The organism is Chromobacterium alkanivorans, from assembly GCF_016937655.1.
GTDB lineage: Bacteria > Pseudomonadota > Gammaproteobacteria > Burkholderiales > Chromobacteriaceae > Chromobacterium > Chromobacterium alkanivorans.
In genome coordinates this window covers 184,104-206,275 of sequence record NZ_JAFHKL010000006.1, presented here as the reverse complement: position 1 = coordinate 206,275, position 22,172 = coordinate 184,104, and the positions used below count along the sequence as shown (strand labels likewise).

The following is a 22,172-nucleotide window of genomic DNA, read 5'->3' as shown; positions in this document are numbered from 1 at the left end:
CAGTCTAGCCGATTCGGCCGGCAATTCTGGGAGTATCTACCGAAACATCGCCGCATTGCGCGCGATGGCGCAAGGCGTGGTCGATCAACACCAGCGCCAGCATCGCCTCGGCGATAGGCGTGGCGCGGATGCCGACGCAGGGATCGTGGCGGCCGTGGGTTTCCATCGTCAGCGGCTGGCCCTGCTTGTCGATGGAACGGCGCGGCTGGGCGATGGAGGACGTCGGCTTGATGGCGATGGACACTTCGATGTCCTGGCCGGTGGAAATGCCGCCCAGCACGCCGCCGGCGTGATTGCTGGCGAAGCCCTGCGGCGTCAGTTCGTCGCCGTGCTCGCTGCCGCGCTGGGTCACGCAGCCGAAGCCGGCGCCGATTTCCACGCCCTTGACCGCGTTGATGCTCATCATCGCGTGGGCGATGTCGGCGTCCAGCCGGTCGAACACCGGCTCGCCCCAGCCCACCGGCACGTTCTCGGCCACCACCCGCAGCCGCGCGCCGATGGAGTCCAGGCTCTTGCGCACGCTGTCCATATAGCTTTCCAGCTGCGGCACCACCTCGGGGTCGGCGGCGAAGAAGGGATTGCCGGACACGTGCTCCCAGCCCTTGAACGGGATGGCGACTTCGCCGATCTGGCTCATGTGGCCGCGGATGACGATGCCGTAGCGTTCGCTCAGCCATTTCTTGGCGATGGCGCCGGCGGCCACCCGCACCGCGGTTTCGCGGGCGGAGGAACGGCCGCCGCCGCGCGGGTCGCGGATGCCGTATTTGTGCCAATAGCAGTAATCGGCGTGGCCGGGACGGAAGGTGTCGGCGATATTGCCGTAGTCCTTGCTGCGCTGATCGGTGTTGCGGATCAGCAGCGCGATCGGCGTGCCGGTGGTCTTGCCCTCGTACACGCCGGACAGGATTTCAACGCTGTCCGGCTCGCGGCGCTGCGTCACGTGGCGGCTGGTGCCGGGCTTGCGCCGGTCCAGCTCCGCCTGGATGTCGGCTTCGCAGATCTCCAGCCCCGGCGGGCAGCCGTCCACCACGCAGCCGATGGCCGGGCCGTGGCTTTCGCCGAAGGAAGTCACCGTGAACAACAACCCCATGGTATTGCCTGACATCTTCACTGTCCTTTGTATGCGGAATCCTTGGCGAAGATTCTAGCACGACCCGTCGGACTACCAGCCGGCCGCCGTCGCCATCCGGCGGCGAAACCAGCCGGTGATGGACAAACGCTGCCGGCCGGCCGGCAACACCTCGTGCCAGAAGCGGTCGGACAGGAACAGCGCCAGGGTGCCGGCCTCCGGCCTGACGTCGACATGGCGTTCGCCGTCCTCGTCCAGGTACAGGCGCATCTCGCCGCCGGCGTCCGCCGGCCAGTCGTCGTTCAGATAGAGCACCGCGGTCAGCGCGCGCGCGTCGTCGTCGCGGAAGCGGTCCAGGTGTTTTTTATAGAATGCGCCCTGCGGATACACGGCGAAATGGGACTCCAAATCCTCCAGACCCATGTAAAAGGCCTGATTGACCGCCTGACGGACGGCGTCCAGCTTGGAGAAATACAAGGACGCGGCGGAATCCGCCTGCTCCGGCTCCAGCCACAGCACCGAGTCGGAACGGATTTCGCCGCGGCGGTTCTGCTGCGCGGCGCGCCCGACGGCGGCCTCGTGGAATTTTCCCTGCTGCCAGTTGGCCAGGCATTCCTCGCGCAGCAGGCGGATCTCTTCGACGGTGAACAGGCTGCGGTCCACGACCCAGCCCTGTTCGGCAAGGTTGTCGATAACGGGCCCCAGCAAATAGGGCGAAACTTCAAAGTCTTGTGTCATGGTTCATTCTCCCAGCCGCGATTTCTACCACAGCCGCGCGTCCAGGAGAATGCGGTTTATCAGTAATTTTCGACGACTTCCTCATGCCGCCCATGCAGCCATGCCAATACCAGTGGGAAATGGTCCCGGATGGCATCCTGGTGGGTCAATAATGACACATGGTCGTAGTCGTGCAGGTGGCCGGCGCGCCGGGACAGCAGATGCAGCCGCGACAGATGCGGGCCGGATTCGTCGCGAAACCGGCGCACGTCCTCCGGGTGGCCGCGGCAGGGATCGTTGCCGGCGGCGAAGTACAAGGCCGGCGGCAAGCGCGCGCGGCTGGCGGCTGCGCCGTAGTCGAAACCGTCGTCGCTGTCCACCCACGGCTTGGGCTGCGCCCACAGCTTGCTTTGCAGATGGCTCTTGTCGCTTTCGTCGTCCGCGCCCAGCCGGATGCGCCGCGCCGGCAGATAGCCGAACAGGCGGATCAACGCCCGCGAGGCGATATTCCACATGAAGTCCACTTCCACCAGCTTGTTCAGATTGCTCACCCGCACGCTGCGCTTGCTGCCGAAATAGACCAGGCTGGCCACTTGCCGCGCCAGCTCCGGAAAACGGATCAGACAGCTGGACATGTGCACGCCGCCCCAGGAATGGGCCATCCAGTGCAGGGGCGCGCCGCCCTTGAGTTCGCGGATGTGGCGGTGCAGCGCCGGCAGGTCCTCGCAGATGGTCTCGGTCTGGCCGTGGCGCGAGGCGCGGCTGATCTTGGGCAGGCTGCGGCCGCGTCCGCGCAGGTCGGCGACGAACACATCGCAGCCGGCCTCGGCCAGGTAATGGGCCAAGCCTCGGCCGGAATCGCTGTAGAAAGTGCGGCCGTTGGCCATCACCCCGTGCAGCAGCAACACCGGCGGGCCGTCCTCGCGGCAATAAATGCGTTTCAGATACAGCTGCTCGTCGCCCACCGCGACAAAGCGGTCCTGCTGGCGCTTTTCCATGCGTTCTCCTCGTATCGGCGTCTGCTTCGTCGTCTGCGCGACAATTCAAACAAGCGCTTGATCATGACAAAAAAGCCGCCAAAGAGAAAGCCCGCCCCGCCGCGGAACCGGTTCACGATCCCGCGAGACCTTGAACAGGCTCTCAGACCTTCAAGGCCGAAGCCCGCCAACCGCCGCCGCTGCGCGCCTGCCGCAAGGCCCCGCCGCGCAGCGCCAGCCACCAGGCCAGCGCGCACAAGCCCGCCATCGCCGCGAACAAGGCCCCGCCGGACGCGCGGGCCAGCACCCAGCCGGCCAACATAGGCCCCAGCGCCCCGCCCAGGCTGGCCAGGTTCTGCGCGCCGTAGTAGACGCCCTTGCAGTCCTCCGGCGCAATCGCGTCTATGTACAGATATTCGGCCGGCACCAGCACGATCTCGCCCACGGTGAACACCAGCATCGCCGCGCACATGCCCCACAGCCCGCCGGGCGCCCAGCCCAAGCCCAAGACGCCCAGCCCCAGCAATAGAAAGCCGGCGCCGATGGCCTTCATCAAGCCGGCCTGGCCGATACGCCGGCCCAGCGGGTATTGCAGCAAGATCACGCCGACCGCGTTGCAGCTGATCAACGCCGACATCCAGCGCAGCACCTCCGCCTCCGGCAGCGACTGCATCAGATACAGCGGCAGATAGCTGGAAAAGCGCGCGTACACCAGATTGGCCAAGGCGCAGCTAAGGGTGAACAACACCAACACCCGGTCTTGCCGCAAACGGCCGAGCGTCGCCAGAAAACCCGGCGCCGGCGCGCCGGTCTCGCGGCGCGGGGCGTCGGCGCCGCGCGGCGTCGCCAGGCCGCCAGCAACGGCCAAGGCGATCGCGCACCAGAACGGCCAATCGCCGTCCCAGACCAGCAGCAGGCTGCACAACAGCGGCCCCAGCGCCCAGCCGACATTGGCCAGGGTGTAGCGCAGCGAGAAGGCCTTGCCGCGCCGCTCCGGCGGCAGCAGGTCGCTGATCATGGCCTTGATCGCGATGCCGTGCACCGCCTGGCCGATCTCGCTGAGCGCCAAGGCCAGCGCGCTCCACCACAGCTGCTGGCTCAGCGGCAGCACCAGGTAGTTCAGCGCGATCAGCGCCGAAGCCCCCAGCAGCACCGGCCGTCGCGGCCAATGATCCAGCAAGTGCCCGCCGTACAGGCCCATCAACGCGGACAGCAGCAAGACCCCGCCCAGCAACAGGCCGGTCTGCTCGCCGTTCAAGCTCAGCTGCCGTCCCAGGGTCAGCACCAGCAAGGGAGCGATCACCGCCCGGCTCATCGTCAACAAGCAGGAACCGGCCAACAGCCAGCGCACCTGGATTTCTTTTTCGCGCATCGCTCCAACGCCTATGCAAACAGGGAATGTCCCCAGTATCCTGCTAAAAGCGGAATGTAAAAATGGATGCCGACGCGAAAAACGACTTCCGCTTTTAACCAAGGCCTCAATCGGGAACGAGCATGAAACTGGAACAGCAATACCAGGCGCTGCACCAGGCCTACGCCGGCCGGCAGCCCGCCCAGCCGGGGCTGGCCGAGCTGTGCGCGCTGTGGAGCTGCAGCGAGCGCAACGCCCGGCTGCAACTGGCCAAGATGCGCGCCCGCGGCTGGCTGGACTGGGAGCCGGGACGGGGGCGCGGCCATAAATCGCGGCTCAGCCTGCTCTGCCCGCCGGAGCAGCCGGAGTGGCAACGCCTGCAGAACTTGCTGCGCGACGGCAAGCTGGAACAGGCCTTCGCCCAATTGCCGCCGCAGCGGCGCGAGCAGCTGCTGAGCGCGCTGCCGCAATACCTGGGCAGCGCCGCCCAGGGCCGCTGTCTGCGCATTCCGATACCGCATGCGCCGCTGAGCCTGGATCCGGTCACTGTCAGCGGCCGGCTGGAATCCCACCTGGTGCGGCAGATATTCGACCGCCTGTGCCGCTTCGACCGCGCGCTGCAAAGCCTGCAAGGCGGCCTGGCCCACCACTGGGAGAGCGACGCCGAGGCTCGACGCTGGCGCTTCTGGCTGCGCCCCGGCCTGCAGTTCCACGACGGCTCGCCCTTGCAGGCCGACGCCGCGGCCGCCAGCCTGCTGCGCCTGCGCGAGGCCGACAATCCTTATCAGCGGCAATACCGCCACCTTAGCGCGGTCGAGGTCCACGACGCGCTGTCCTTCAGCTGCAGCCTGGACGACGGCGATTTCCTGTGGCCGCAGCGGCTGGCCACCGCCAACAGCTCCATCGTCCCGCTGCGGCGCGGCGCCGATTTCGCCCGACTGCCGGTGGGCAGCGGACCGTTCCGGACGCTGCGTCACAGCGAACAGCGGCTGAGCCTGGCCGCCTTCGCCGCCCATTACCGTGAGCGGGCGCTGCTGGACGAGATCGAACTGTGGTTCATTCCCTCCGGCGACGACGGCCAGGACTTCCATCTGCGCCTGGACTACGCCAGCGACGACGCCAACGGCACGCTGCAATCGGCCTGCACCTATCTGCTGCTGAATCCGGCGCTGCCGGAGAGCGAGCGCGCGCCGCTGATGCGCTGGCTGGCGGAGCCCGCGCTGGTTCAGGCCCACGACGCCTTGCAGACGCCGGCGGCGGGCCTGCTGCCGGGCTGGCGCCATCCCTTGCCGCAAGCCGAGCGTCGACCCCGGCTCGACCGCGCCCGCCTGCGCCTGTTCCATTACGACCTGCCCAGTTTCCCGCCGCTGGCCGCCGCCATCCGTCAGCGGCTGGCCGGCCTGTCCATCGAACTGGAAATCCACGCCCTCAGCCGACGCGATTTCTTTCACGACCAGAACTGGTGGCGGCAAGCCGATCTGATGCTGTGCAGCGAGGTGCTGCACGACGACCGCGACTACAGCTGCCACGAATGGCTGGGCACCCGGCAACCGTTGCAGCGCGGACTGGACGCGGCGACGCAGGCGCGGCTGAACGCGCAGTTGCGGGACATCCAGCGCCAAGCAGACACCCGGCGGCGCATGGCCGGATACGCCGCCATCGGCGACTGGCTGTGCGCGGAAGGCTGGGTGCTGCCGCTGTCGCATGAGCGCCAGGGCCATCAGGCCAGCCCGCAACTGGCCGGCCTGCAAATGAGCGAAAACGGCTGGACCGATTTCGCCGGCCTGTGGCTGCGGCCTGTCCCATCGGACTGGCCGGCGTGAATCGCGCCGAATTCCTCCCTCGCGGGGGCTTGAGAATCGGCGCGGCGTCCCTATATCGACAACAGGGCCCGTTACGCACCTAAACCATTGATCAAAAAGGAGAGTAAGATGAACATCCTGCCTTCCCGCGGCAATGTTAGCCTGTTTGACGAACTGTTCCGCGACTTCACCCCCGGCTTCTTCATCAAACCGCTGCACGGCGATCCGCTGCCCAGCCAGATCAAGATCGACGTCAAGGAATCCGAAACCCAGTTCACCGTTCACGCGGAGATCCCCGGCGTCGGCAAAGAGGATATCCACGTGGAAGTGGACGGCCCGCTGGTCACCATCAAGGCGGAAGTGCGCCAGACGGACAGCGAGCGCAAGGACGAACGCCTACTGCGCAGCGAGCGTTTTTACGGCGCGGTGTCGCGCAGCTTCCAGCTGCCGGCGGAGATCGAACGCAACGCGGCCAGCGCCAAGTACGAAAACGGCGTGCTCAGCCTGACGCTGCCGAAGAAACAGGGCGGCCAGGGCGGACAGCGGCTGCGCGTAGAGTAAGTCTCGCCAGCCATGAAAAAAGCCCCGGTTTCCGCCGGGGCTTTGTGTTGAGCGCGAAGCGGCTCAAGCTTCCAAGATCTTGGACACGATCTCGTACACGTCCTTGGACAGCTGCTGTCCGGCCAGGCGCTGCAATTGCTCGCGCATCAGCGCCTGACGCGCCGGCTCCAGCTTCTTCAGCCGGCGGAAGGCGTTGACGATGCGGCTGGCCACTTGCGGATTGATCGCGTCCAGCGCCAGCACCTGGTCGGCGAGGAAGCGGTAGCCGCTGCCGTCGGCGGCGTGGAACAAGGCCATATTGGCGCCGAAGGTGCCGATCAGCGCGCGCGCCTTGTTGGGGTTCTTCAAGGTGAAGGCCGGATGCTGCATCGCCGCCTGCACATGCTCCAGCGTGCCCGGCAGCTGGCTGCTGGCCACCAGCATGAAGAACTTGTCCATCACCAGCGCGTCGCCCTGCCAGCGGGCGGCGAAGGCGGTGAAGCAATCGTCGCGCTCGGCGCCGTCGCGATCGCGCAAGGCCAGCATCGCGCCCATCTGGTCGGTCATATTGTCCGCCTCCCGGCACTGCTTGGCGGCGGCCTCCGCCGGCCAGGCGTCGTCCAGGCGGTTCAGCATCGCCAGCGCGCGGTTTTTCAGGTCGCGCTTGCCGGCGTCCTGCGGCTTGTAATCGCGGGTCTGGCTCAATTCGTACGCCTCGCGCCATTCGCCGCGCAGCGCCTGCGCCAGTTCGTCCAGCACGAAGTCGCGCACCAGATGGATGTTCGCCGGATCGGCCGTCTCCACCATCTCCAGGATTTCCGCCTCGGACGGCAGGGCCAGCATCAGGGCCTTGAACGCCGGATCGGCGACATGGTCCTTGAGCACCGCGCGGAAGGCGGCGACGAAGGTCTCCGGCAGCTTCAGCTCGCCGCCTGCGGCCAGCGTCGCCAACAACTGCTTGAACAGGCGCTCGGCCAAGGTCTGGCCGGCTTCCCAGCGGCTGAAGCTGTCGCTGTCGTTGGCCATCAGGAAGGCCAGCTGGTCGTCGCGCCAATCGAAGTCCAGCTTCACCGGCGCGGAGAAGCCGCGCAACAGCGAAGGCACCGGTTCGGCCGGCACGCCGACGAAGGTGAAGCTCTGCTCCGCCGCCTTGACGTCCAGCACCCGGGTGCCGCCCTGCGCCTCGGCCTCGCCCTCCAGTTGCAGCGGCAGGTCGGCGCCGTCGGCGCCCACCAGGCCCAGCGCCAGCGGGATGTGGAAGGGTTGTTTCCCTTCCTGGCCCGGCGTGGCCGGGCAGGATTGGCGCACGTTCAGCGTATAGCTCCGCGCCACGCTGTCGTAACGGCCGCCGACGCTGAGCACCGGGGTGCCGGCCTGGCTGTACCACAGGCCGAACTGGCCCAGGTCCACGTCGTTGGCGTCGGCCATCGCCGCGCGGAAGTCGTCGCAGGTCACCGCCTGGCCGTCGTGGCGTTTGAAATACAGGTCCATGCCCTTGCGGAAGCCGGCCTCGCCCAGCAAGGTGTGATACATGCGCACCACTTCCGCGCCTTTTTCATACACCGTCATGGTGTAGAAGTTGTTCATCTCGATATAGCTGTCCGGGCGGATAGGGTGCGAGGTGGGGCCCGCGTCCTCCGGGAACTGGTGAGCGCGCAGGCCCTTGACGTCCTCGATGCGCTTGACCGCGCGGCTGCTCATGTCGGCGCCGAACTCCTGGTCGCGGAACACGGTCAGGCCTTCTTTCAGCGACAGCTGGAACCAGTCGCGGCAGGTGACGCGGTTGCCGGTCCAGTTGTGGAAGTATTCGTGGCCGATCACCCGCTCCACGCCCTGGAAGTCGGCGTCGGTGGCGGTGTCCTTGCGCGCCAGCACGTACTTGGTGTTGAAGACGTTGAGGCCCTTGTTCTCCATCGCCCCCATATTGAAGTCGCCGACGGCGACGATCATATAGATGTCCAGGTCGTATTCCAGGCCGAAGCGCTGCTCGTCCCACTTCATCGAATGCTTCAAGGACTCCATCGCGTGCTGGGTCTTGTCCTGATCTGCCGGCTCGGTCCAGATTTCCAGCGCCACTTCGCGGCCGCGCATGGTGACGAACTTGTCCTTCAGCGCCGTCAGCTTGCCCGCCACCAGCGCGAACAGATAGGACGGCTTCTTGTACGGGTCCACCCATTTCACCCAGTGGCGCTTCTTGTCCACCATGCCTTCGCCCACCTTGTTGCCGTTGGAGAGCAGCACCGGGAATTTGTGCTTGTCGGCCATGATGGTGGTGGTGAACTTGGCCATCACGTCGGGACGGTCCAGGTAATAGGTGATCTTGCGGAAGCCTTCCGGCTCGCACTGGGTGAACAGATTGCCGTTGGACGCGTACAAGCCCATCAGGCTGGTATTGGCCACCGGGTCGATCTCGGTCTCCACCTCCAGGATGAAGCTGTCCGGCACGCCGCGCACGGTCAGTTGCTCGTTGGCCAGCGCGTAGCCGCCCTCGTCCAGGCGTTCGCCGTCCAGCGTCACCGCCACCAGCGCGGCGCTGCCGTCCAGCACCAGATCGTCCCGGCGCGCGGCCTTGTCGTTGCGGGTCACCACCAGGCGCGCGTGCACGCGGGTGGCGTCGTCTTCGATGTCGAAGCTCAGATCGACCCGGTCGATCAGAAAAGCGGGGGCTGCGTAATCGTTGCGATACTTGACTTGCGGCTGTTGAGCCATGTCTACGTCTCCTTCGATGCCGGCTGCGCCGGTCTTGGCTGGAGGGGGGCGGCGCCGGAACGCGGCGCCGTCCCGATGAATGTTAGCGACGCAGCCAGCGGGCGCCGCCGTCCTGCAACAGCAGGCGGCAGGCGTCGGCCGGCGCGGCTTGCAGCTCCACTTGCGCGCTGATCAGCTCGTCGCGGCGGAACCAGTGCAATTTCAGCTTTTCGCCCGGCTGGTAACGCGCCAGCGCCTTGTCCAGGTCCACGGCCTTGAGCTTGTCCACGGCCACGATCACGTCGCCGCCGGACAGGCCGGCTCGCTGCGCCGCGCCGCCGTCGTAGACGTTGATCACGCGCACGCCCTGGGCCTCGGCCACCGCCTTGACGCCCAGGCTGGCCGGAGCCGGCTTGCCGCTCAGCGCCAGGCCGCCGCGATCGCCGGCGTTGGCGGCCGGCTCGAAGCGCAGCTCAACGCCCTGGCCCGCCAGCAGCTCGGCCAGCGGCAAGGGCTCGACGCCGCGCAGCGCGCGCTCGAAGAAGGCCTTGAGGTCCAGGCCGGTGGCGGCCTGCGCCTGGCTTTCCCACTCGTCCTCGGCCAGGCCCTTGCCGTCGTCCAGCCATTTGCGCCACAGCGCGCGCATCACGTCGTCCAGCGACTGACGGCCCTGGCTGTCGCGGCGTATGGTCAGGTCCAGCGCCAGCGCGGCCAGCGCGCCCTTGGTGTAATAGCTGACGATGCTGTTGGGGCTGTTTTCGTCTTGCCGGTAATACTTGGTCCACGCTTCGAAACTGGATTGCTCCAGCGTCTGCTTCAAGCGGCCGGCGCCGCGCTCGACGCCGCTGATGGTTTCCGCCAGCAGGCCCAGATAGCGCTTCTCGTCTATCAGGCCGCAGCGCACCAGGCTCAGGTCGTCGTAATAAGAGGTGATGCCCTCGAAGGCCCACAGCAAACGGGTATAGCCTTCCTGGTTCAGGTCGTAGGGCGTGAACGCCGCCGGCTTCATCCGCTTGACGTTCCAGCTGTGGAAATATTCGTGGCTGATCAGGCCCAGCAGCTTCAGGTAGCCGTCGCCGATTTCCTCGACGCCCTGCTGCGGCAGATCGTCGCGGTTGGCCACCAGCGCGGTGGAGGCGCGATGCTCCAGGCCGCCGTAAACGTCCTTGCCGACGAAGAGCATGAACACGTAGCGCTCGAACGGCGCCGGCTCTCCGAACAGCTTGATCTGGTATTCGCAGATTTTCTTGGCGTCGCGCGCCAGACGCTTGAGATCGGCGCGGAAGCGGCCGGAGACGACGAATTCGTGCGGCACACCGCAGGCTTTGAAGCTGACGCGCTCGAAGGCGCCCAGTTCCACCGGGTGGTCGATCAGTTCGTCGTAGGAAGCGGCCTGGTAGCCGCCGAAGCCGGTTTTCTTGTCCGCGCCGCGCGTCGGCAGGCTGGTCGCCACTTTCCAGTCGGCGTAGGCCTTGCCCTCCGGCGGCAGGATGTCCACCGCGCAAGCCTCGTTTTCATAGCCGTCCACCGCCAGGAAAACGCTGGTGCCGTTGTAGAAGCCGCGCTGAGCGTCCAGATAGGCGCCGCGCACCGACAGATCAAACGCATAAACTTTATAGCGCAGAACCAGCGCGCCCTTGACTGGCGCGGCTTGCCAGCTGTTTTTTGTCAGCTGGACCAGCTGAACCGCTTTTCCCGCGGATTCCGCGCGAATCTCCACAATATGCTTGGAGAACTCCCGGATCATGTAACTGCCCGGAATCCAAGCCGGCAACGAGAAAATCTGGCCATTCTTGGCGGGCCGGGAAACGGTCAGGACGACCTCGAAAAGATGCGCCTCCGGGGCGCAGGGACATAGGGTGTAGCGGACGGAAACGGTCATGATCTGCCTGCAATCGTTGCAAAACCTTCTGATTTTAGCACTTGCCGCGGGGAAACGCTGCGTTTTATGACATCTTGATCCAGGTCAAGAAGGCTGGGCCGCCAGACAATACAATCTCGGTCAGTAGCAACAGTATTTGCAAGAACTGTCACGCTCGCTTGAGACATAAATAAAGACAAATGGGAAAGCGACATCCCCCGGCCGTCCAAACTGGCCCGATATGGGTAATTGATTTAGAATGCCGGGTTAACTAAATGGGGAAATTGCGCTGTCGCAATACGGGATGAACTGCTAATACAGACATCAGTACCGCTGCGATCTGGGTCAAGCGCTTGATTTTAATAAAAGTCGTTTTCCCTGCGGCTTCGTCTGGATACAGTCACATCAGTACAGATGGGGACAGTATCCCGGACTTCAAGCCGCCGATTAGATATGTCACGTTCTGAGTTAGCAACCTTGGAGAAAACCCTAAATGGAAACGCAATCCACTTATAACTATAAGGTGGTGCGCCAATTTGCCATCATGACCGTCGTGTGGGGCATTGTCGGCATGTTGGTGGGCGTCATCATTGCGGCCCAACTGGTCTGGCCCGAATTGAACTTCGGCCCCTGGTTCCACTTCGGCCGCCTGCGCCCGCTGCACACCAATGCGGTCATCTTCGCCTTCGGCGGCTGCGGCCTGTTCGCCACCTCCTACTACGTGGTGCAGCGTACCTGTAACGTCCGGCTGATCTCCGACAAGCTCGCCGCCTTCACCTTCTGGGGCTGGCAGCTGGTGATCGTGCTGGCCGCCATCACCTTGCCGCTGGGCCTGACCACCAGCAAGGAATACGCCGAACTGGAATGGCCGATCAAACTGCTGATCGCGGTGATCTGGGTTGTTTACGCCATCGTTTTCTTCGGCACCATCGCCATCCGCAAGGTCAAGCACATCTACGTGGCCAACTGGTTCTACGGCGCCTTCATCCTGGCCGTGGCCTTGCTGCACATCGTCAACTCCGCCTTCGTGCCGGTGTCGCTGTGGAAATCCTACTCCGCCTACTCCGGCGCCGTGGACGCCATGGTGCAATGGTGGTACGGCCACAACGCCGTGGGCTTCTTCCTGACCGCCGCCTTCCTGGGCATGATGTACTACTTCATCCCGAAACAGGCCGGCCGTCCGGTTTACTCCTACCGCCTGTCCGTGGTCCACTTCTGGGCGCTGATCTTCACCTATATGTGGGCGGGTCCTCACCACCTGCACTACACCAGCCTGCCCGACTGGACCCAGTCCGTGGGCATGGTGTTCTCCCTGGTGCTGCTGGCTCCGAGCTGGGGCGGCATGATCAACGGCATCATGACCCTGTCGGGCGCCTGGCATAAGCTGCGCACCGACCCAGTGCTGAAGTTCCTGGTGGTGTCGCTGTCCTTCTACGGCATGTCCACCTTCGAAGGCCCGATGATGTCGATCAAGACCGTCAACGCCTTGTCCCACTACACCGACTGGACCATCGGCCACGTGCACTCCGGCGCGCTGGGCTGGGTGGGCTTCATCACCATCGGTTCCATGTACTACCTGATTCCGCGCCTGTTCGGCCGCGAATCCATGATCAGCCTGAAGCTGGTCGAGGCTCACTTCTGGCTCGCCACCGTCGGCGTGGTGCTGTACATCGCCGCGCTGTGGATTTCCGGCGTGACCCAGGGCCTGATGTGGCGCGCGCTGAACCCGGACGGCACCCTGACCTACGCCTTCGTCGAGGCGGTCAAGGCCACCTATCCGTACCACTTCGTGCGTCTGCTCGGCGGCTTCCTGTACCTGCTCGGCATGTTCCTGATGGCCTACAACACCTTCCGCACCGTAACCGCGGGCCGTGCCGTAGACGCCAAGATCCCGGCCATCACCGCCCACGCTCATTGAGGCGCAAGGAAACATCATGGATAAGATACAAAAACTGATCGAAGAACACGTCGGCTATCTGATCGTGTTCACCCTGCTGGTCGTCAGCGTGGCCGGCCTGGTGGAAATCCTGCCGCTGGCCTTCCAGAAATCGACCACTCAGCCGGTGGCGGGCGTCAAGCCCTACACCGCCGTGCAGCTGGCAGGCCGCGACATCTACATCCGCGAAGGCTGCCACACCTGCCACACCCAGATGATCCGTCCGTTCCGCGCCGAAACCGAACGCTACGGCCACTACTCCGTGGCCGGCGAGTCGGTGTACGACCACCCCTTCCTGTGGGGCTCCAAGCGCACCGGTCCTGACCTGGCCCGCGTGGGCGCCCGCTACTCCGACGAATGGCACCGCGTGCACCTGATCAACCCGCGCGACGTGGTTCCCGAGTCCAATATGCCGGCCTTCCCGTGGCTGGCCAAGAATCTGGCCGACGCCGACATCGTGCCGACCAAGATGAAGGCGCTGCGCCTGGTGGGCGTTCCCTATACCGACAAAGACATCGCCGAGGCCAAGGCCCAGGTGGAAGGCAAGTCGGAAATGGACGTGCTGGTCGCTTACCTGCAAGGCCTGGGCCTTGCCTTGAAGAACGTTCGTTAAGCCATGGACTGGGTAACCATCGGACGCTCGCTGTTCACGGTAGTGTGCTTTGCATTCTTCATCGTGGTGCTGGGCATCGCCTACAGCAAGCGCTCCAAGAACCGGTATGAGGACGCGGCCAACCTGCCCTTCCTCGACGACGACAAGGTGCAGGAAGCGGAACAAGACCAAGCTTCCAACGGAGCAAAAAAATGAGTGATTTCGTGAGCGAATTCTGGAACATCTGGATCACCGCGATCGTGCTGGGCGGCCTCGTCTGGCTGACCTATCTGGTGTTTTCGCAATCCAAGATCAAGGTGCAAAAGGGCGAACAGGTTGAGATCACCGGCCACGTGTGGGACGGCGACCTCTCCGAGTACAACCACCCGCTGCCGCGCTGGTGGATGCTGATGTTCTACGTGACCCTGGCCTTCGCCGTGGTCTACCTGATCCTGTACCCGGGCCTCGGCACCTGGAAGGGCGTGTTCGGCTGGACCTCGGTAGACCAGTACAAGAAGGAGCGCGCGCAAGCGGAAGCCAAGTATCAGCCGCTGTACGACCAATTCCTGAAGCAGGACGTCAAGGCCGTGGCCGCCGACCCCAAGGCTCAGGAAATGGGCAAGCGCCTGTTCCAGACCTACTGCGTGCAGTGCCACGGCTCCGACGCCCGCGGCGCCAAGGGCTTCCCCAACCTGACCGACAACAAGTGGCTGTGGGGCGGCGACATCAAGACCATCCACACCACCATCTCCGAAGGCCGTCACGGCCAGATGCCGGCCTGGGGCGCGGCGTTCGGCGAGGAAAAGGTCAAGGACGTGGCCAACTACGTGCTGTCGCTGTCCAAGCGCAAGCATGACGCGGAGCGCGCCGCGCGCGGCAAGGAAACCTTCGCCACGGTCTGTATCGCCTGCCACGGTCCGGACGGCAAGGGCAACCCGCAGCTGGGCGCGCCCAACCTGACCGACAACAACTGGCTGTACGGCGGCAGCGAGAAAACCATCATCGAAACCATCACCAACGGCCGCAACAACCAGATGCCGGCCTGGAAAGACTTCCTGGGTGAAGGCAAGGTGCATCTGTTGACCGCTTACGTCTGGGGCTTGTCCAACAACCCCAAAGCGCCGCAATAAACCGGTACCGATCTACTGCCCGCTGATGCGGGCAGTATTCTTTCGCGAAGATGTTATATGATTTCATATAACATCTTCGCTCCGACGCAGCCGCGCATTTCGCCAAGTCCATGCCCCGCATGGCCTTGGCCAAATCCGCAGAGAAGGAAACGCCCATGTCCGATTCGCTCAAGGAAATCCCGATCAAGGTAGAACCGCCGCGCCAGGCCGGCCCGCAGCCCGACGCCACCGAGACCGTTTCTCTGTACGAGTCGCATACCAAGATCTATCCGCGCGCCGTCAAAGGCCTGTTCAACAATCTGCGCGTGCTCTTCGTCATCGGCACCCAACTGGTCTTCCTCGGCCTGCCCTGGCTGAGCTGGAACGGGCGCCAGGCGCTGCATTTCGATCTGATCGAACGCAAGTTCTACCTGTTCGGCCTCACCATCTGGCCTCAAGACTTCGTCTATCTGGCCGCGCTGCTGATGTGCTGCGCCTTCGCCCTGTTCACCTGGACCACCATCGCCGGCCGGCTGTGGTGCGGTTATTCCTGTCCGCAGACGGTCTACACCGAAATCATGCTGTGGATAGAGCAATGGGTGGAAGGCGACCGCAACAAGCGCATCAAGCTGGACAAGTCGCCGATGAGCTTGCGCAAATTCCGCCTCAAGTTCACCAAGCACGGCTTGATGATTCTGTTTTCACTGTGGACCGGCTTCACCCTGGTGGGCTATTTCACGCCGATCCGCGACCTGGTCGCCGCCGCGCCGCGCTTCGACTACGGGCCCTGGGAAGCGTTCTGGATGTTCTTCTACGCCGGCTTCACCTATCTGCTGGCCAACTTCATGCGCGAGCAGGTGTGCAAATACATGTGCCCGTACGCGCGCTTCCAGAGCGTGATGTTCGACGCCGACACCCTGATCATCTCCTATGACGAGAAACGCGGCGAGCCGCGCGGCGCGCGCAAGAAAGGCAGCGACCCGAAGGAACAGGGCCTGGGCGCCTGCATCAACTGCAGCATCTGCGTGCAAGTCTGTCCGGTGGGCATCGACATCCGCAACGGCCTGCAGTACGAGTGCATAGGCTGCGCCGCCTGCATCGACGCCTGCGACGAGGTGATGGACAAAATGGCCTATCCGCGCGGCCTGATCCGCTACACCACCGAGAACGCGCTGGAAGGCAAATATCCGGAAAAAGCCATCGCCTCCCGGCTCAAGCGCCCGCGCGTGGTGTTGTACACCCTGGTTCTCGCCGTCGTCATCGCCACCGCCATCGGCTCCATGTGGATGCGCAAACCGTTCAAGGTGGACGTGATCCGCGACCGCGCTTCGCTGGTGCGCGAAACCGACGCCGGCTGGCTGGAAAACACCTATATCATTAAAATTATCAATACTACGGAACAGAATCAGCATTTCAGGATCACAGCATCGGGCTTGCCCGGCCTGAAAGTGCAGGCCGACCGCGGCGACATCGCCGTTGCCGCCACCGGCAACACCGACGTCACCGTCCACGTGCAGGCCGATCCGCAGTACGCGACCAAAGGCAGCCATGAAATCCGCTTCCTGATCCAGTCCATCAACCACCCTTCCCTGCAAGTGGAAGAGAAGTCCAGCTTCATCGGAGAGTAATACATGCAGCACACCCACTCCGCTCCGCGCCCCTGGTACCGCGAGCCCTGGCCCTGGATTCTGTTCGGCATTCCGCTGGTGTCCGTCATCGTCGGCGTGATGTTCCTCGCCACGGCGATCCGCACCGACGACGGACTGGTCACCGACGACTATTACAAGAAGGGCAAGGCCATCAATATGGAGCTGCGCCGCGACAAGCAAGCCTCCAATATGGGCTTGAGCGCGCAGCTGATGGTGGGTTCGGACCAGCGCACGCTGCGGCTGATCACCACCAGCAAGGTGGCGCTGCCCGCCGCCATCACCATGCGCATGGTGCATCCGGCCCAGGACGACTTCGACCAGCAGGTGGAAATGCGCCAGGCCGGCCCCAACCTCTACCAGGCCGTGCTGCCGGCGGTGCCGGTCAAGGCCAACCACTGGTATATCCTGCTGGAAGACCAGGCCAAGCAATGGCGGCTGCAAGGCGAATGGAAGCCAGCCGAGGGCCAGACCGTCTCGCTCGGCCACCCCAATCTGGAGCCGGTGGACTGATGATGAAACGACTGACCCTTTCCCTGCCCGCGCTGGCCTTGAGCCTGGCCTTGAGCGTCGCCCACGCCGGCGGCTTCGTGCCCGCCTACCTCAGCGGCACCATCGCGCCGCAACAGAGCGCCACGCTGCCCCAGGCCAAGGACGTGCTGGTCAAAGTCCGTCTACTGGATCAAAGCCGCCAGGACGCGCCGCCGCAACTGCTGGCCGAACAGATCCTGGAAAAGCCGCGCAGCATTCCGGCCGACTTCTCGCTGTGCTACGACAAGCAGGCGATCAAGCCCGACGGCCGCTACGTGGTGGAAGGCCAGATCTTCGTGAACGGCGAACTGCGCTACAACAGCAGCCGCCAGACCGAGGTGCTGAGCGCCGGCGCCGCCGAACATCCGCAGCTGCGGCTGGACGCCGTCGGCGGCAACTAAACGCCGAAACGCTCCGCCTCCCGGCCCTGCTTCCCGCAGGGCTTTTTCTTTGCCCGCCCCCGCCGCCCCTCCGGCAAGTGTTGCTGTTTTGCCTCAGCGCCGACTCGCCGCGCCCCCAAGCGTCCGGCGCTCGCCCGTTCGCCCGCAGACATGCTTAAACCCTTCTCCCAACGGGATTTTCGACAATAGCCCAAATACGAAGCCACGACGCGTCCCTGTCATTTTGCTTACAAATAAATATGCCAAATGAAGACAGTTAGTGACGCATTTACTCTATAAATACCGATTGTATGGCAATAAAGATTAAAAAATTTTCACATACAAACATTTACTAGTTATTATCAAAAATTGCCTACAAAATCCAAGGCAAGTAAAAACTAAAACAACACCCTCACTCGACCTTGCTCGTTCAAGTGGTGTCACTCAAGTCACACAAGGAAATAATCTATGTCGACCACTTCGCATCCCAAAGGGCTCTACCTGCTTTTTGTGACCGAAATGTGGGAGCGCTTCAGCTATTACGGCATGCGCGCCATTTTCGTGCTGTTCATGATCAAGGCCCTGATGTTCGACAAGGCTCACGCCGCCGACATCTACGGCACTTACACCGGCCTGGTCTATTTGACTCCGCTGATCGGCGGCTATATCGCCGACCGCTACTGGGGCAACCGCCGTTCCATTCTGGTGGGCGGCGTGCTGATGGCCATCGGCCAGTTCATGCTGTTCTTCTCCGGCTCGCTGCACGACAGCAATGTGCAAAGCGCCTCCTGGCTGCTGTACGGCGGCCTGGGCATGCTGATCGCCGGCAACGGTCTGTTCAAGCCGAACATTTCCTCGATGGTGGGCCAGCTCTACCCTGAGGGCGACAAGCGCGTCGACTCCGCCTTCACCATCTTCTACATGGGCATCAACGCCGGCTCGCTGATCGCGCCGCTGGTGTGCGGCACCCTGGGCGACACCGGCCATCCGGCCGACTTCAAGTGGGGCTTCATGGCCGCCGGCTTCGGCATGCTGCTGAGCCTGGTCGTGTTCTCGCTGTTCAAGAACAAATACCTGGTGACCCCGGAAGGCAAGCCCATCGGCATGGCGCCCAAGCGTCACCACGACAGCGGCGAGAAAGTGGTGCACGCGCCGCTGACCCGCGTGGAAAAAGAACGCCTGGCGGTGATTCTGATCGTGTCCGCCTTCGTGATCTTCTTCTGGTCCGCCTTTGAGCAGGCCGGCGCCTCGCTGACCTTCTTCGCCGAAGAGCAGACCAATCGCAATCTGCTCGGCTTCACCGTGCCGGCGTCTTACTTCCAGTCGATCAACCCGATCTCGGTGGTGATCTTCGCCCCCATCTTCGCCCTCATCTGGACCAAGCTGGGCCACAACAACCGCGAGCCGAACTCGCCGGTGAAAATGGCGCTGGGCCTGTTCTTCCTGGCGCTGGGCTACCTGGTGATCGCCTTCGGCGTGGAAGGCCTGGAGCCGGGCGTCAAGGTCAGCATGCTGTGGCTGGTCAGCCTCTACGTGCTGCACACCTTCGGCGAGCTGTGCCTGTCCCCGATCGGCCTGTCGCTGGTGGTGAAACTGTCCCCGGCCCGCTTCACCGGTCTGATGATGGGCATCTGGTTCCTGTCCAACGCCGCCGCCAACAAGTTCGCCGGCACGCTGTCGGAACTGTACCCGGACCCAAGCAAGCCGGTGCCGCACTTCCTCGGCTACGCCATCAGCAATCTGCACGACTTCTTCATGCTGTTCGTGGCCATGGCCGGCGTCAGCTCGCTGGTGCTGTTCGCGCTGTCCTACAAGCTGAAGAAAATGATGCACGGCCTGCAATAAGGCCAAGCGTCGCCGGCCGGGCGCCCTGCCCGGCCGCGCAGCAAGCCGGCGAGCGCCGGCTTTTTTTGCGCCCTCCCCGGTCAACACAGAGCGGGGAAAAGGCTTTATCATACGGGGCTTCCAGATCCTGGCCCTTACTCGCCGCCGCGCCCGCGCGCGCCGACGGCCTTCGTCCCGAATGAAAAGAATAAGTCTCCCCCGCTGGCAGCAAGGCGCCGTCGTCGTCCTGCTGCTGCTATTGCTGCTCCGCCTCGTCGGCATGTGGGTGATCCCGCTCACAGACACCACCGAGGCGCGCTACGGCGAAATCGCCCGCAAGATGCTGGAAACCGGCAACTGGGTGACGCTGTGGCACGATTACGGCATCCCGTTCTGGGCCAAGCCGCCCTTGTCCAGCTGGCTGTCCGCCGCCGGCATGGGCCTGTTCGGCGTCAATGAAATCGCCGCGCGCCTGCCCTCGCTGTTGCTGGCCGTCGCCACCCTGGGCCTCAGCGCCCACCTGATGCGCAAGCGCAGCGGCGGCGAAGCCGCCATGGCCGCCGCGCTGATCCTGGCCAGCGGCCTGCTCTTCCTCGGCGCCGCCGGCACGGTGATGACCGACCCGGCGCTGCTGTTCTGCGTGACGCTGAGCCAGGCCGCCTTCTGGCACGCGCTGACGCGCGGCAGCCGCGGCTGGGGCTACGTCTTCTTCGTCGGCCTCGGCCTCGGCCTGCTGGCCAAGGGCCCGCTGGCCATCGTGCTGGTGGGCATGCCCATCTTCTTCTGGGTGTTGCTGCGCATGCAGTGGCTGGCGCTGTGGCGCAAGCTGCCGTGGATCAGCGGCACCCTGCTGATGTTCGCCGTCGCCGCGCCCTGGTACGCGCTGGCCGAGCTGCGCACCCCGGGCTTCCTCGATTACTTCATTATGGGCGAGCACGTCAGCCGCTTCCTGGACGCCGGCTGGAAAGGCGACAAATACGGCTTCGCCCACGCCACGCCGCGCGGCATGATCTGGCTGTACGCGCTGGCGGCCATCTTCCCCTGGTCCCTGGCCATGCTGGCCTGGCTGCTCCGCCACGGCGCCAAATTGCCGCGGCTCTGCCGCGACGACGACGGCTGGCTGCTCTACCTGGCGCTGTGGACGCTGATGACCCTGCTGTTCTTCACCCTGTCCGGCAACATCATCTTCCCCTACTCGCTGCCCATGCTGCCGGGCTGCGCGCTGCTGTTCGCCGAATTGTGGCGGCGCGCGCGCGCCGACGGCGCCGAGCGCAGCGCGCTGCCGTGGATCGCCGCGGTCGGCGGCCTGTTGATGCTGGCGCTGCTGGCCTTCAACCACTACGACGGCAATCGCTACCTGCGCACTCAGAAGCAGGTGATCGCCGCCTGGCAAGCGCAAAACCCGAGCAAGGACAGCGCCCTGGTCTATTGGGCCGGCCGCCGCGAGTTCTCCGCCGAGTTCTATTCCCACGGCCGCGCCCGCGCCACTCAGGACCCGCAGCAGCTGCGCGCCTGGCTGGCCGGCAAGCCCGGCAGCTTCATCGTCAGCGACGAGAACGAGCTGGCGCGGCTGCCCGCCGACGTCCGCGCCCGCTTCGCCCCGCTGGGCCGCTTCCAGATCATGAACGACACCGTGCTGCTGCTCGGCGACGCCGCGCGCGCGCAGCCGGCCCAACGCGAGGACGCCCAGCATGACTGAGGCTTTTGTGCCGCCCTATCTATTGGCCCAACGCGCCAAGGAGCGCCCGGCCGACCCGCTGGTCAGCTGCGTGGTGCCGGCCTACAACGAATCCGCCAACATCGTGCCGATGCTGCAAACCCTGCATCAGCTGCTGAACGACGCCGGCTACCGCCATGAGCTGGTGGTGGTGGACGACGGCAGCGGCGACGACACCGTGGAACAGGTGCTGACCCACGCGGCGGAACTGCCGGTGACGCTGATCCAGCTGTCCCGCAACTTCGGCAAGGAGATCGCGCTCACCGCCGGCGTCGACCACGTCCAGGGCGACGTCGCCGTGCTGATAGACAGCGACTTCCAGCATCCGCCGGAAATGGTGCCGGTGTTCCTGCAGGAATGGCGCAAGGGCTACGACATGGTCTACAGCGTGCGCAGCAGCCGCGAAGACGAGCCGCTGGCCAAGCGCCTGTTCACCCGCGTCTTCTACCGGCTGGCCAACAGCGGCAGCCGCCACAAGATGCCGGCGGACACCCAGGACTTCCGCGTGCTGGACCGCTGCGTGGTGGAAGCGTTGCGCCAGATGCCGGAGCGCAACCGCTTCATGAAGGGCTTGTATCACTGGGTGGGCTTCACCCAACGGCCGATGCCTACCCAGACCCGGGAACGCCGCGCCGGTCAAAGCAGCTTCAACTACCGCCGGCTGCTGGACCTGGGCATTACCGGCCTCACCGCCTTCTCCAATATGCCGCTGCGCATCTGGACTGTGATCGGCTGCCTGATTTCGCTGTGCTCCATCGGCTACGCCGCCTGGGAGCTGACCCACACCCTGCTGTTCGGCAACCCGGTCAGCGGCTGGCCGACGCTGGCGGTGGCGATCAGCTTCCTCGGCGGCGTGCAGCTGCTGTCCATCGGCATTCTCGGCGAATACGTCGGCCGCATTTTCGACGAGGTCAAGCAGCGCCCCACCTATCTGGTCAGCCGCATCAGCGGCCGCCGCCAGCCGGGCGCCGGGGACGCGGCGGAATGAGCCGCGAATTGTTCTGGTTCGGCGTGGTCGGCGTCTCCGCCATGCTGGTTCACTTCGGCGTGGTGGCCTGGCTGCTGGTGCCGCTGGGCATGGCGCCGCTGCACGCCAATGTGCTGGGTTTTCTGATCGCCTTCCAGGTCAGCTACTGGGGCCATCGTCAACAAACCTTCCAGGCCCGGCACATCCCTCACCGCCAGGCCCTACCGCGCTTCTTCGGCGTCGCCTGCCTGAGCTTCGTCGTCAACGAGGCGATGTACGCGCTGCTGCTGCGCTTCACCCCGCTGAATTACCGCGCCGCCCTGTTGCTGGTGCTGATCGTCGTGGCGGCGCTGACCTTCGCGCTCAGCAAGCTGTGGGCCTTCCGCGGCCCGTCGACGGCACAAAAACTACACAGAACCCCTTAATTTCCAGCACAAACGGGTATAAAACTTTATCCGCTTGCCG

19 protein-coding genes are annotated in these 22,172 nt (G+C 64.5%); 13 read left to right on the top strand and 6 right to left on the bottom strand.

The genetic code is table 11. From position 1 onward, the window contains the following. Positions 1–4: 4 nt before the first annotated feature. The 4 genes from aroC to JW897_RS12600 all read right to left on the bottom strand — a co-directional run bounded on the left by aroC (position 5) and on the right by JW897_RS12600 (position 4,135). Positions 5–1,105 (bottom strand): chorismate synthase, encoded by a 1,101-nt coding sequence (gene aroC / locus JW897_RS12615; protein ID WP_048415623.1) that lies wholly within the window; start codon positions 1,103–1,105, stop codon positions 5–7. Positions 1,106–1,162: 57 nt separating this feature from the next. Further along, a complete protein-coding gene (locus JW897_RS12610; protein WP_205466351.1) occupies positions 1,163–1,807 on the bottom strand; it encodes a 2OG-Fe(II) oxygenase in 645 nt (214 codons plus the stop codon). A gap of 59 nt (positions 1,808–1,866) precedes the next feature. Next, positions 1,867–2,784, bottom strand: a complete 918-nt coding sequence (locus JW897_RS12605; protein WP_205466350.1) for an alpha/beta hydrolase family protein — start codon at positions 2,782–2,784, stop codon at positions 1,867–1,869. Positions 2,785–2,926: 142 nt separating this feature from the next. Further along, positions 2,927–4,135 (bottom strand): MFS transporter, encoded by a 1,209-nt coding sequence (locus JW897_RS12600; protein ID WP_205466349.1) that lies wholly within the window; start codon positions 4,133–4,135, stop codon positions 2,927–2,929. A gap of 122 nt (positions 4,136–4,257) precedes the next feature. Here JW897_RS12600 and JW897_RS12595 point away from each other — a divergent pair, with 122 nt between their 5' ends. Both JW897_RS12595 and JW897_RS12590 read left to right on the top strand, forming a co-directional pair. Then, the gene (locus tag JW897_RS12595; protein ID WP_205466348.1) at positions 4,258–5,937 is read left to right on the top strand and encodes an SgrR family transcriptional regulator; all 1,680 of its coding nucleotides are present in this window, start codon (positions 4,258–4,260) and stop codon (positions 5,935–5,937) included. Positions 5,938–6,045: 108 nt separating this feature from the next. Next, on the top strand, positions 6,046–6,477 hold the full coding sequence (locus tag JW897_RS12590) for an Hsp20/alpha crystallin family protein (protein ID WP_048415628.1): 432 nt from the start codon (positions 6,046–6,048) through the stop codon (positions 6,475–6,477). A 63-nt stretch (positions 6,478–6,540) separates the two neighbouring features. Here JW897_RS12590 and pepN read toward each other — a convergent pair whose 3' ends face one another. Further along, the gene (gene pepN / locus JW897_RS12585) at positions 6,541–9,165 is read right to left on the bottom strand and encodes an aminopeptidase N (protein WP_205466347.1); all 2,625 of its coding nucleotides are present in this window, start codon (positions 9,163–9,165) and stop codon (positions 6,541–6,543) included. Positions 9,166–9,247: 82 nt separating this feature from the next. Beyond that, positions 9,248–11,026 carry a M61 family metallopeptidase gene (locus JW897_RS12580; RefSeq protein WP_048415630.1) on the bottom strand — a complete coding sequence of 593 codons (1,779 nt, stop codon included), beginning with the start codon at positions 11,024–11,026 and terminating at the stop codon, positions 9,248–9,250. A gap of 472 nt (positions 11,027–11,498) precedes the next feature. Between JW897_RS12580 and ccoN the strand changes: the two genes are divergently transcribed. The 11 genes from ccoN to JW897_RS12525 all read left to right on the top strand — a co-directional run bounded on the left by ccoN (position 11,499) and on the right by JW897_RS12525 (position 22,132). Beyond that, positions 11,499–12,923, top strand: a complete 1,425-nt coding sequence (gene ccoN, locus JW897_RS12575; RefSeq protein WP_048415631.1) for a cytochrome-c oxidase, cbb3-type subunit I — start codon at positions 11,499–11,501, stop codon at positions 12,921–12,923. 16 nt (positions 12,924–12,939) lie between these two features. Further along, positions 12,940–13,554 (top strand): cytochrome-c oxidase, cbb3-type subunit II, encoded by a 615-nt coding sequence (gene ccoO / locus JW897_RS12570; RefSeq protein ID WP_019102681.1) that lies wholly within the window; start codon positions 12,940–12,942, stop codon positions 13,552–13,554. A 3-nt stretch (positions 13,555–13,557) separates the two neighbouring features. Then, the gene (locus tag JW897_RS12565; RefSeq protein ID WP_019102682.1) at positions 13,558–13,749 is read left to right on the top strand and encodes a cbb3-type cytochrome oxidase subunit 3; all 192 of its coding nucleotides are present in this window, start codon (positions 13,558–13,560) and stop codon (positions 13,747–13,749) included. Beyond that, positions 13,746–14,663, top strand: coding sequence for a cytochrome-c oxidase, cbb3-type subunit III (gene ccoP / locus JW897_RS12560; protein WP_048415632.1), 918 nt, complete (start codon positions 13,746–13,748; stop codon positions 14,661–14,663). Before JW897_RS12565 ends, ccoP begins: the two co-directional genes overlap by 4 nt. Positions 14,664–14,818: 155 nt before the next feature. Further along, a complete protein-coding gene (ccoG, locus tag JW897_RS12555) occupies positions 14,819–16,270 on the top strand; it encodes a cytochrome c oxidase accessory protein CcoG (protein WP_048415633.1) in 1,452 nt (483 codons plus the stop codon). 3 nt (positions 16,271–16,273) lie between these two features. Beyond that, complete coding sequence (locus JW897_RS12550; RefSeq protein WP_048415634.1) at positions 16,274–16,801, top strand: FixH family protein; 528 nt, start codon at positions 16,274–16,276, stop codon at positions 16,799–16,801. After that, on the top strand, positions 16,801–17,220 hold the full coding sequence (locus JW897_RS12545; RefSeq protein WP_205466346.1) for a YbaY family lipoprotein: 420 nt from the start codon (positions 16,801–16,803) through the stop codon (positions 17,218–17,220). Before JW897_RS12550 ends, JW897_RS12545 begins: the two co-directional genes overlap by 1 nt. A 447-nt stretch (positions 17,221–17,667) precedes the next feature. Beyond that, positions 17,668–19,044, top strand: a complete 1,377-nt coding sequence (locus JW897_RS12540; RefSeq protein WP_048415635.1) for a peptide MFS transporter — start codon at positions 17,668–17,670, stop codon at positions 19,042–19,044. Positions 19,045–19,222: 178 nt separating this feature from the next. Next, entirely contained in the window at positions 19,223–20,722 is a 1,500-nt protein-coding gene (locus tag JW897_RS12535) for an ArnT family glycosyltransferase (protein WP_205466345.1), read from the top strand. Further along, complete coding sequence (locus JW897_RS12530) at positions 20,715–21,728, top strand: glycosyltransferase family 2 protein (protein ID WP_205466344.1); 1,014 nt, start codon at positions 20,715–20,717, stop codon at positions 21,726–21,728. The genes JW897_RS12535 and JW897_RS12530 overlap by 8 nt, the downstream gene beginning before the upstream one ends. Beyond that, positions 21,725–22,132, top strand: a complete 408-nt coding sequence (locus JW897_RS12525; RefSeq protein WP_205466343.1) for a GtrA family protein — start codon at positions 21,725–21,727, stop codon at positions 22,130–22,132. Before JW897_RS12530 ends, JW897_RS12525 begins: the two co-directional genes overlap by 4 nt. The last annotated feature ends 40 nt before the right edge of the window (positions 22,133–22,172 follow it).

Coding starts and splice junctions, on each gene's coding strand:
- aroC (WP_048415623.1), bottom strand. CDS start 1,105: ATGTCAGGCAATACCATGGGGTTGTTGTTCACGGTGACTTCCTTCGGC.
- JW897_RS12610 (WP_205466351.1), bottom strand. CDS start 1,807: ATGACACAAGACTTTGAAGTTTCGCCCTATTTGCTGGGGCCCGTTATC.
- JW897_RS12605 (WP_205466350.1), bottom strand. CDS start 2,784: ATGGAAAAGCGCCAGCAGGACCGCTTTGTCGCGGTGGGCGACGAGCAG.
- JW897_RS12600 (WP_205466349.1), bottom strand. CDS start 4,135: ATGCGCGAAAAAGAAATCCAGGTGCGCTGGCTGTTGGCCGGTTCCTGC.
- JW897_RS12595 (WP_205466348.1), top strand. CDS start 4,258: ATGAAACTGGAACAGCAATACCAGGCGCTGCACCAGGCCTACGCCGGC.
- JW897_RS12590 (WP_048415628.1), top strand. CDS start 6,046: ATGAACATCCTGCCTTCCCGCGGCAATGTTAGCCTGTTTGACGAACTG.
- pepN (WP_205466347.1), bottom strand. CDS start 9,165: ATGGCTCAACAGCCGCAAGTCAAGTATCGCAACGATTACGCAGCCCCC.
- JW897_RS12580 (WP_048415630.1), bottom strand. CDS start 11,026: ATGACCGTTTCCGTCCGCTACACCCTATGTCCCTGCGCCCCGGAGGCG.
- ccoN (WP_048415631.1), top strand. CDS start 11,499: ATGGAAACGCAATCCACTTATAACTATAAGGTGGTGCGCCAATTTGCC.
- ccoO (WP_019102681.1), top strand. CDS start 12,940: ATGGATAAGATACAAAAACTGATCGAAGAACACGTCGGCTATCTGATC.
- JW897_RS12565 (WP_019102682.1), top strand. CDS start 13,558: ATGGACTGGGTAACCATCGGACGCTCGCTGTTCACGGTAGTGTGCTTT.
- ccoP (WP_048415632.1), top strand. CDS start 13,746: ATGAGTGATTTCGTGAGCGAATTCTGGAACATCTGGATCACCGCGATC.
- ccoG (WP_048415633.1), top strand. CDS start 14,819: ATGTCCGATTCGCTCAAGGAAATCCCGATCAAGGTAGAACCGCCGCGC.
- JW897_RS12550 (WP_048415634.1), top strand. CDS start 16,274: ATGCAGCACACCCACTCCGCTCCGCGCCCCTGGTACCGCGAGCCCTGG.
- JW897_RS12545 (WP_205466346.1), top strand. CDS start 16,801: ATGATGAAACGACTGACCCTTTCCCTGCCCGCGCTGGCCTTGAGCCTG.
- JW897_RS12540 (WP_048415635.1), top strand. CDS start 17,668: ATGTCGACCACTTCGCATCCCAAAGGGCTCTACCTGCTTTTTGTGACC.
- JW897_RS12535 (WP_205466345.1), top strand. CDS start 19,223: ATGAAAAGAATAAGTCTCCCCCGCTGGCAGCAAGGCGCCGTCGTCGTC.
- JW897_RS12530 (WP_205466344.1), top strand. CDS start 20,715: ATGACTGAGGCTTTTGTGCCGCCCTATCTATTGGCCCAACGCGCCAAG.
- JW897_RS12525 (WP_205466343.1), top strand. CDS start 21,725: ATGAGCCGCGAATTGTTCTGGTTCGGCGTGGTCGGCGTCTCCGCCATG.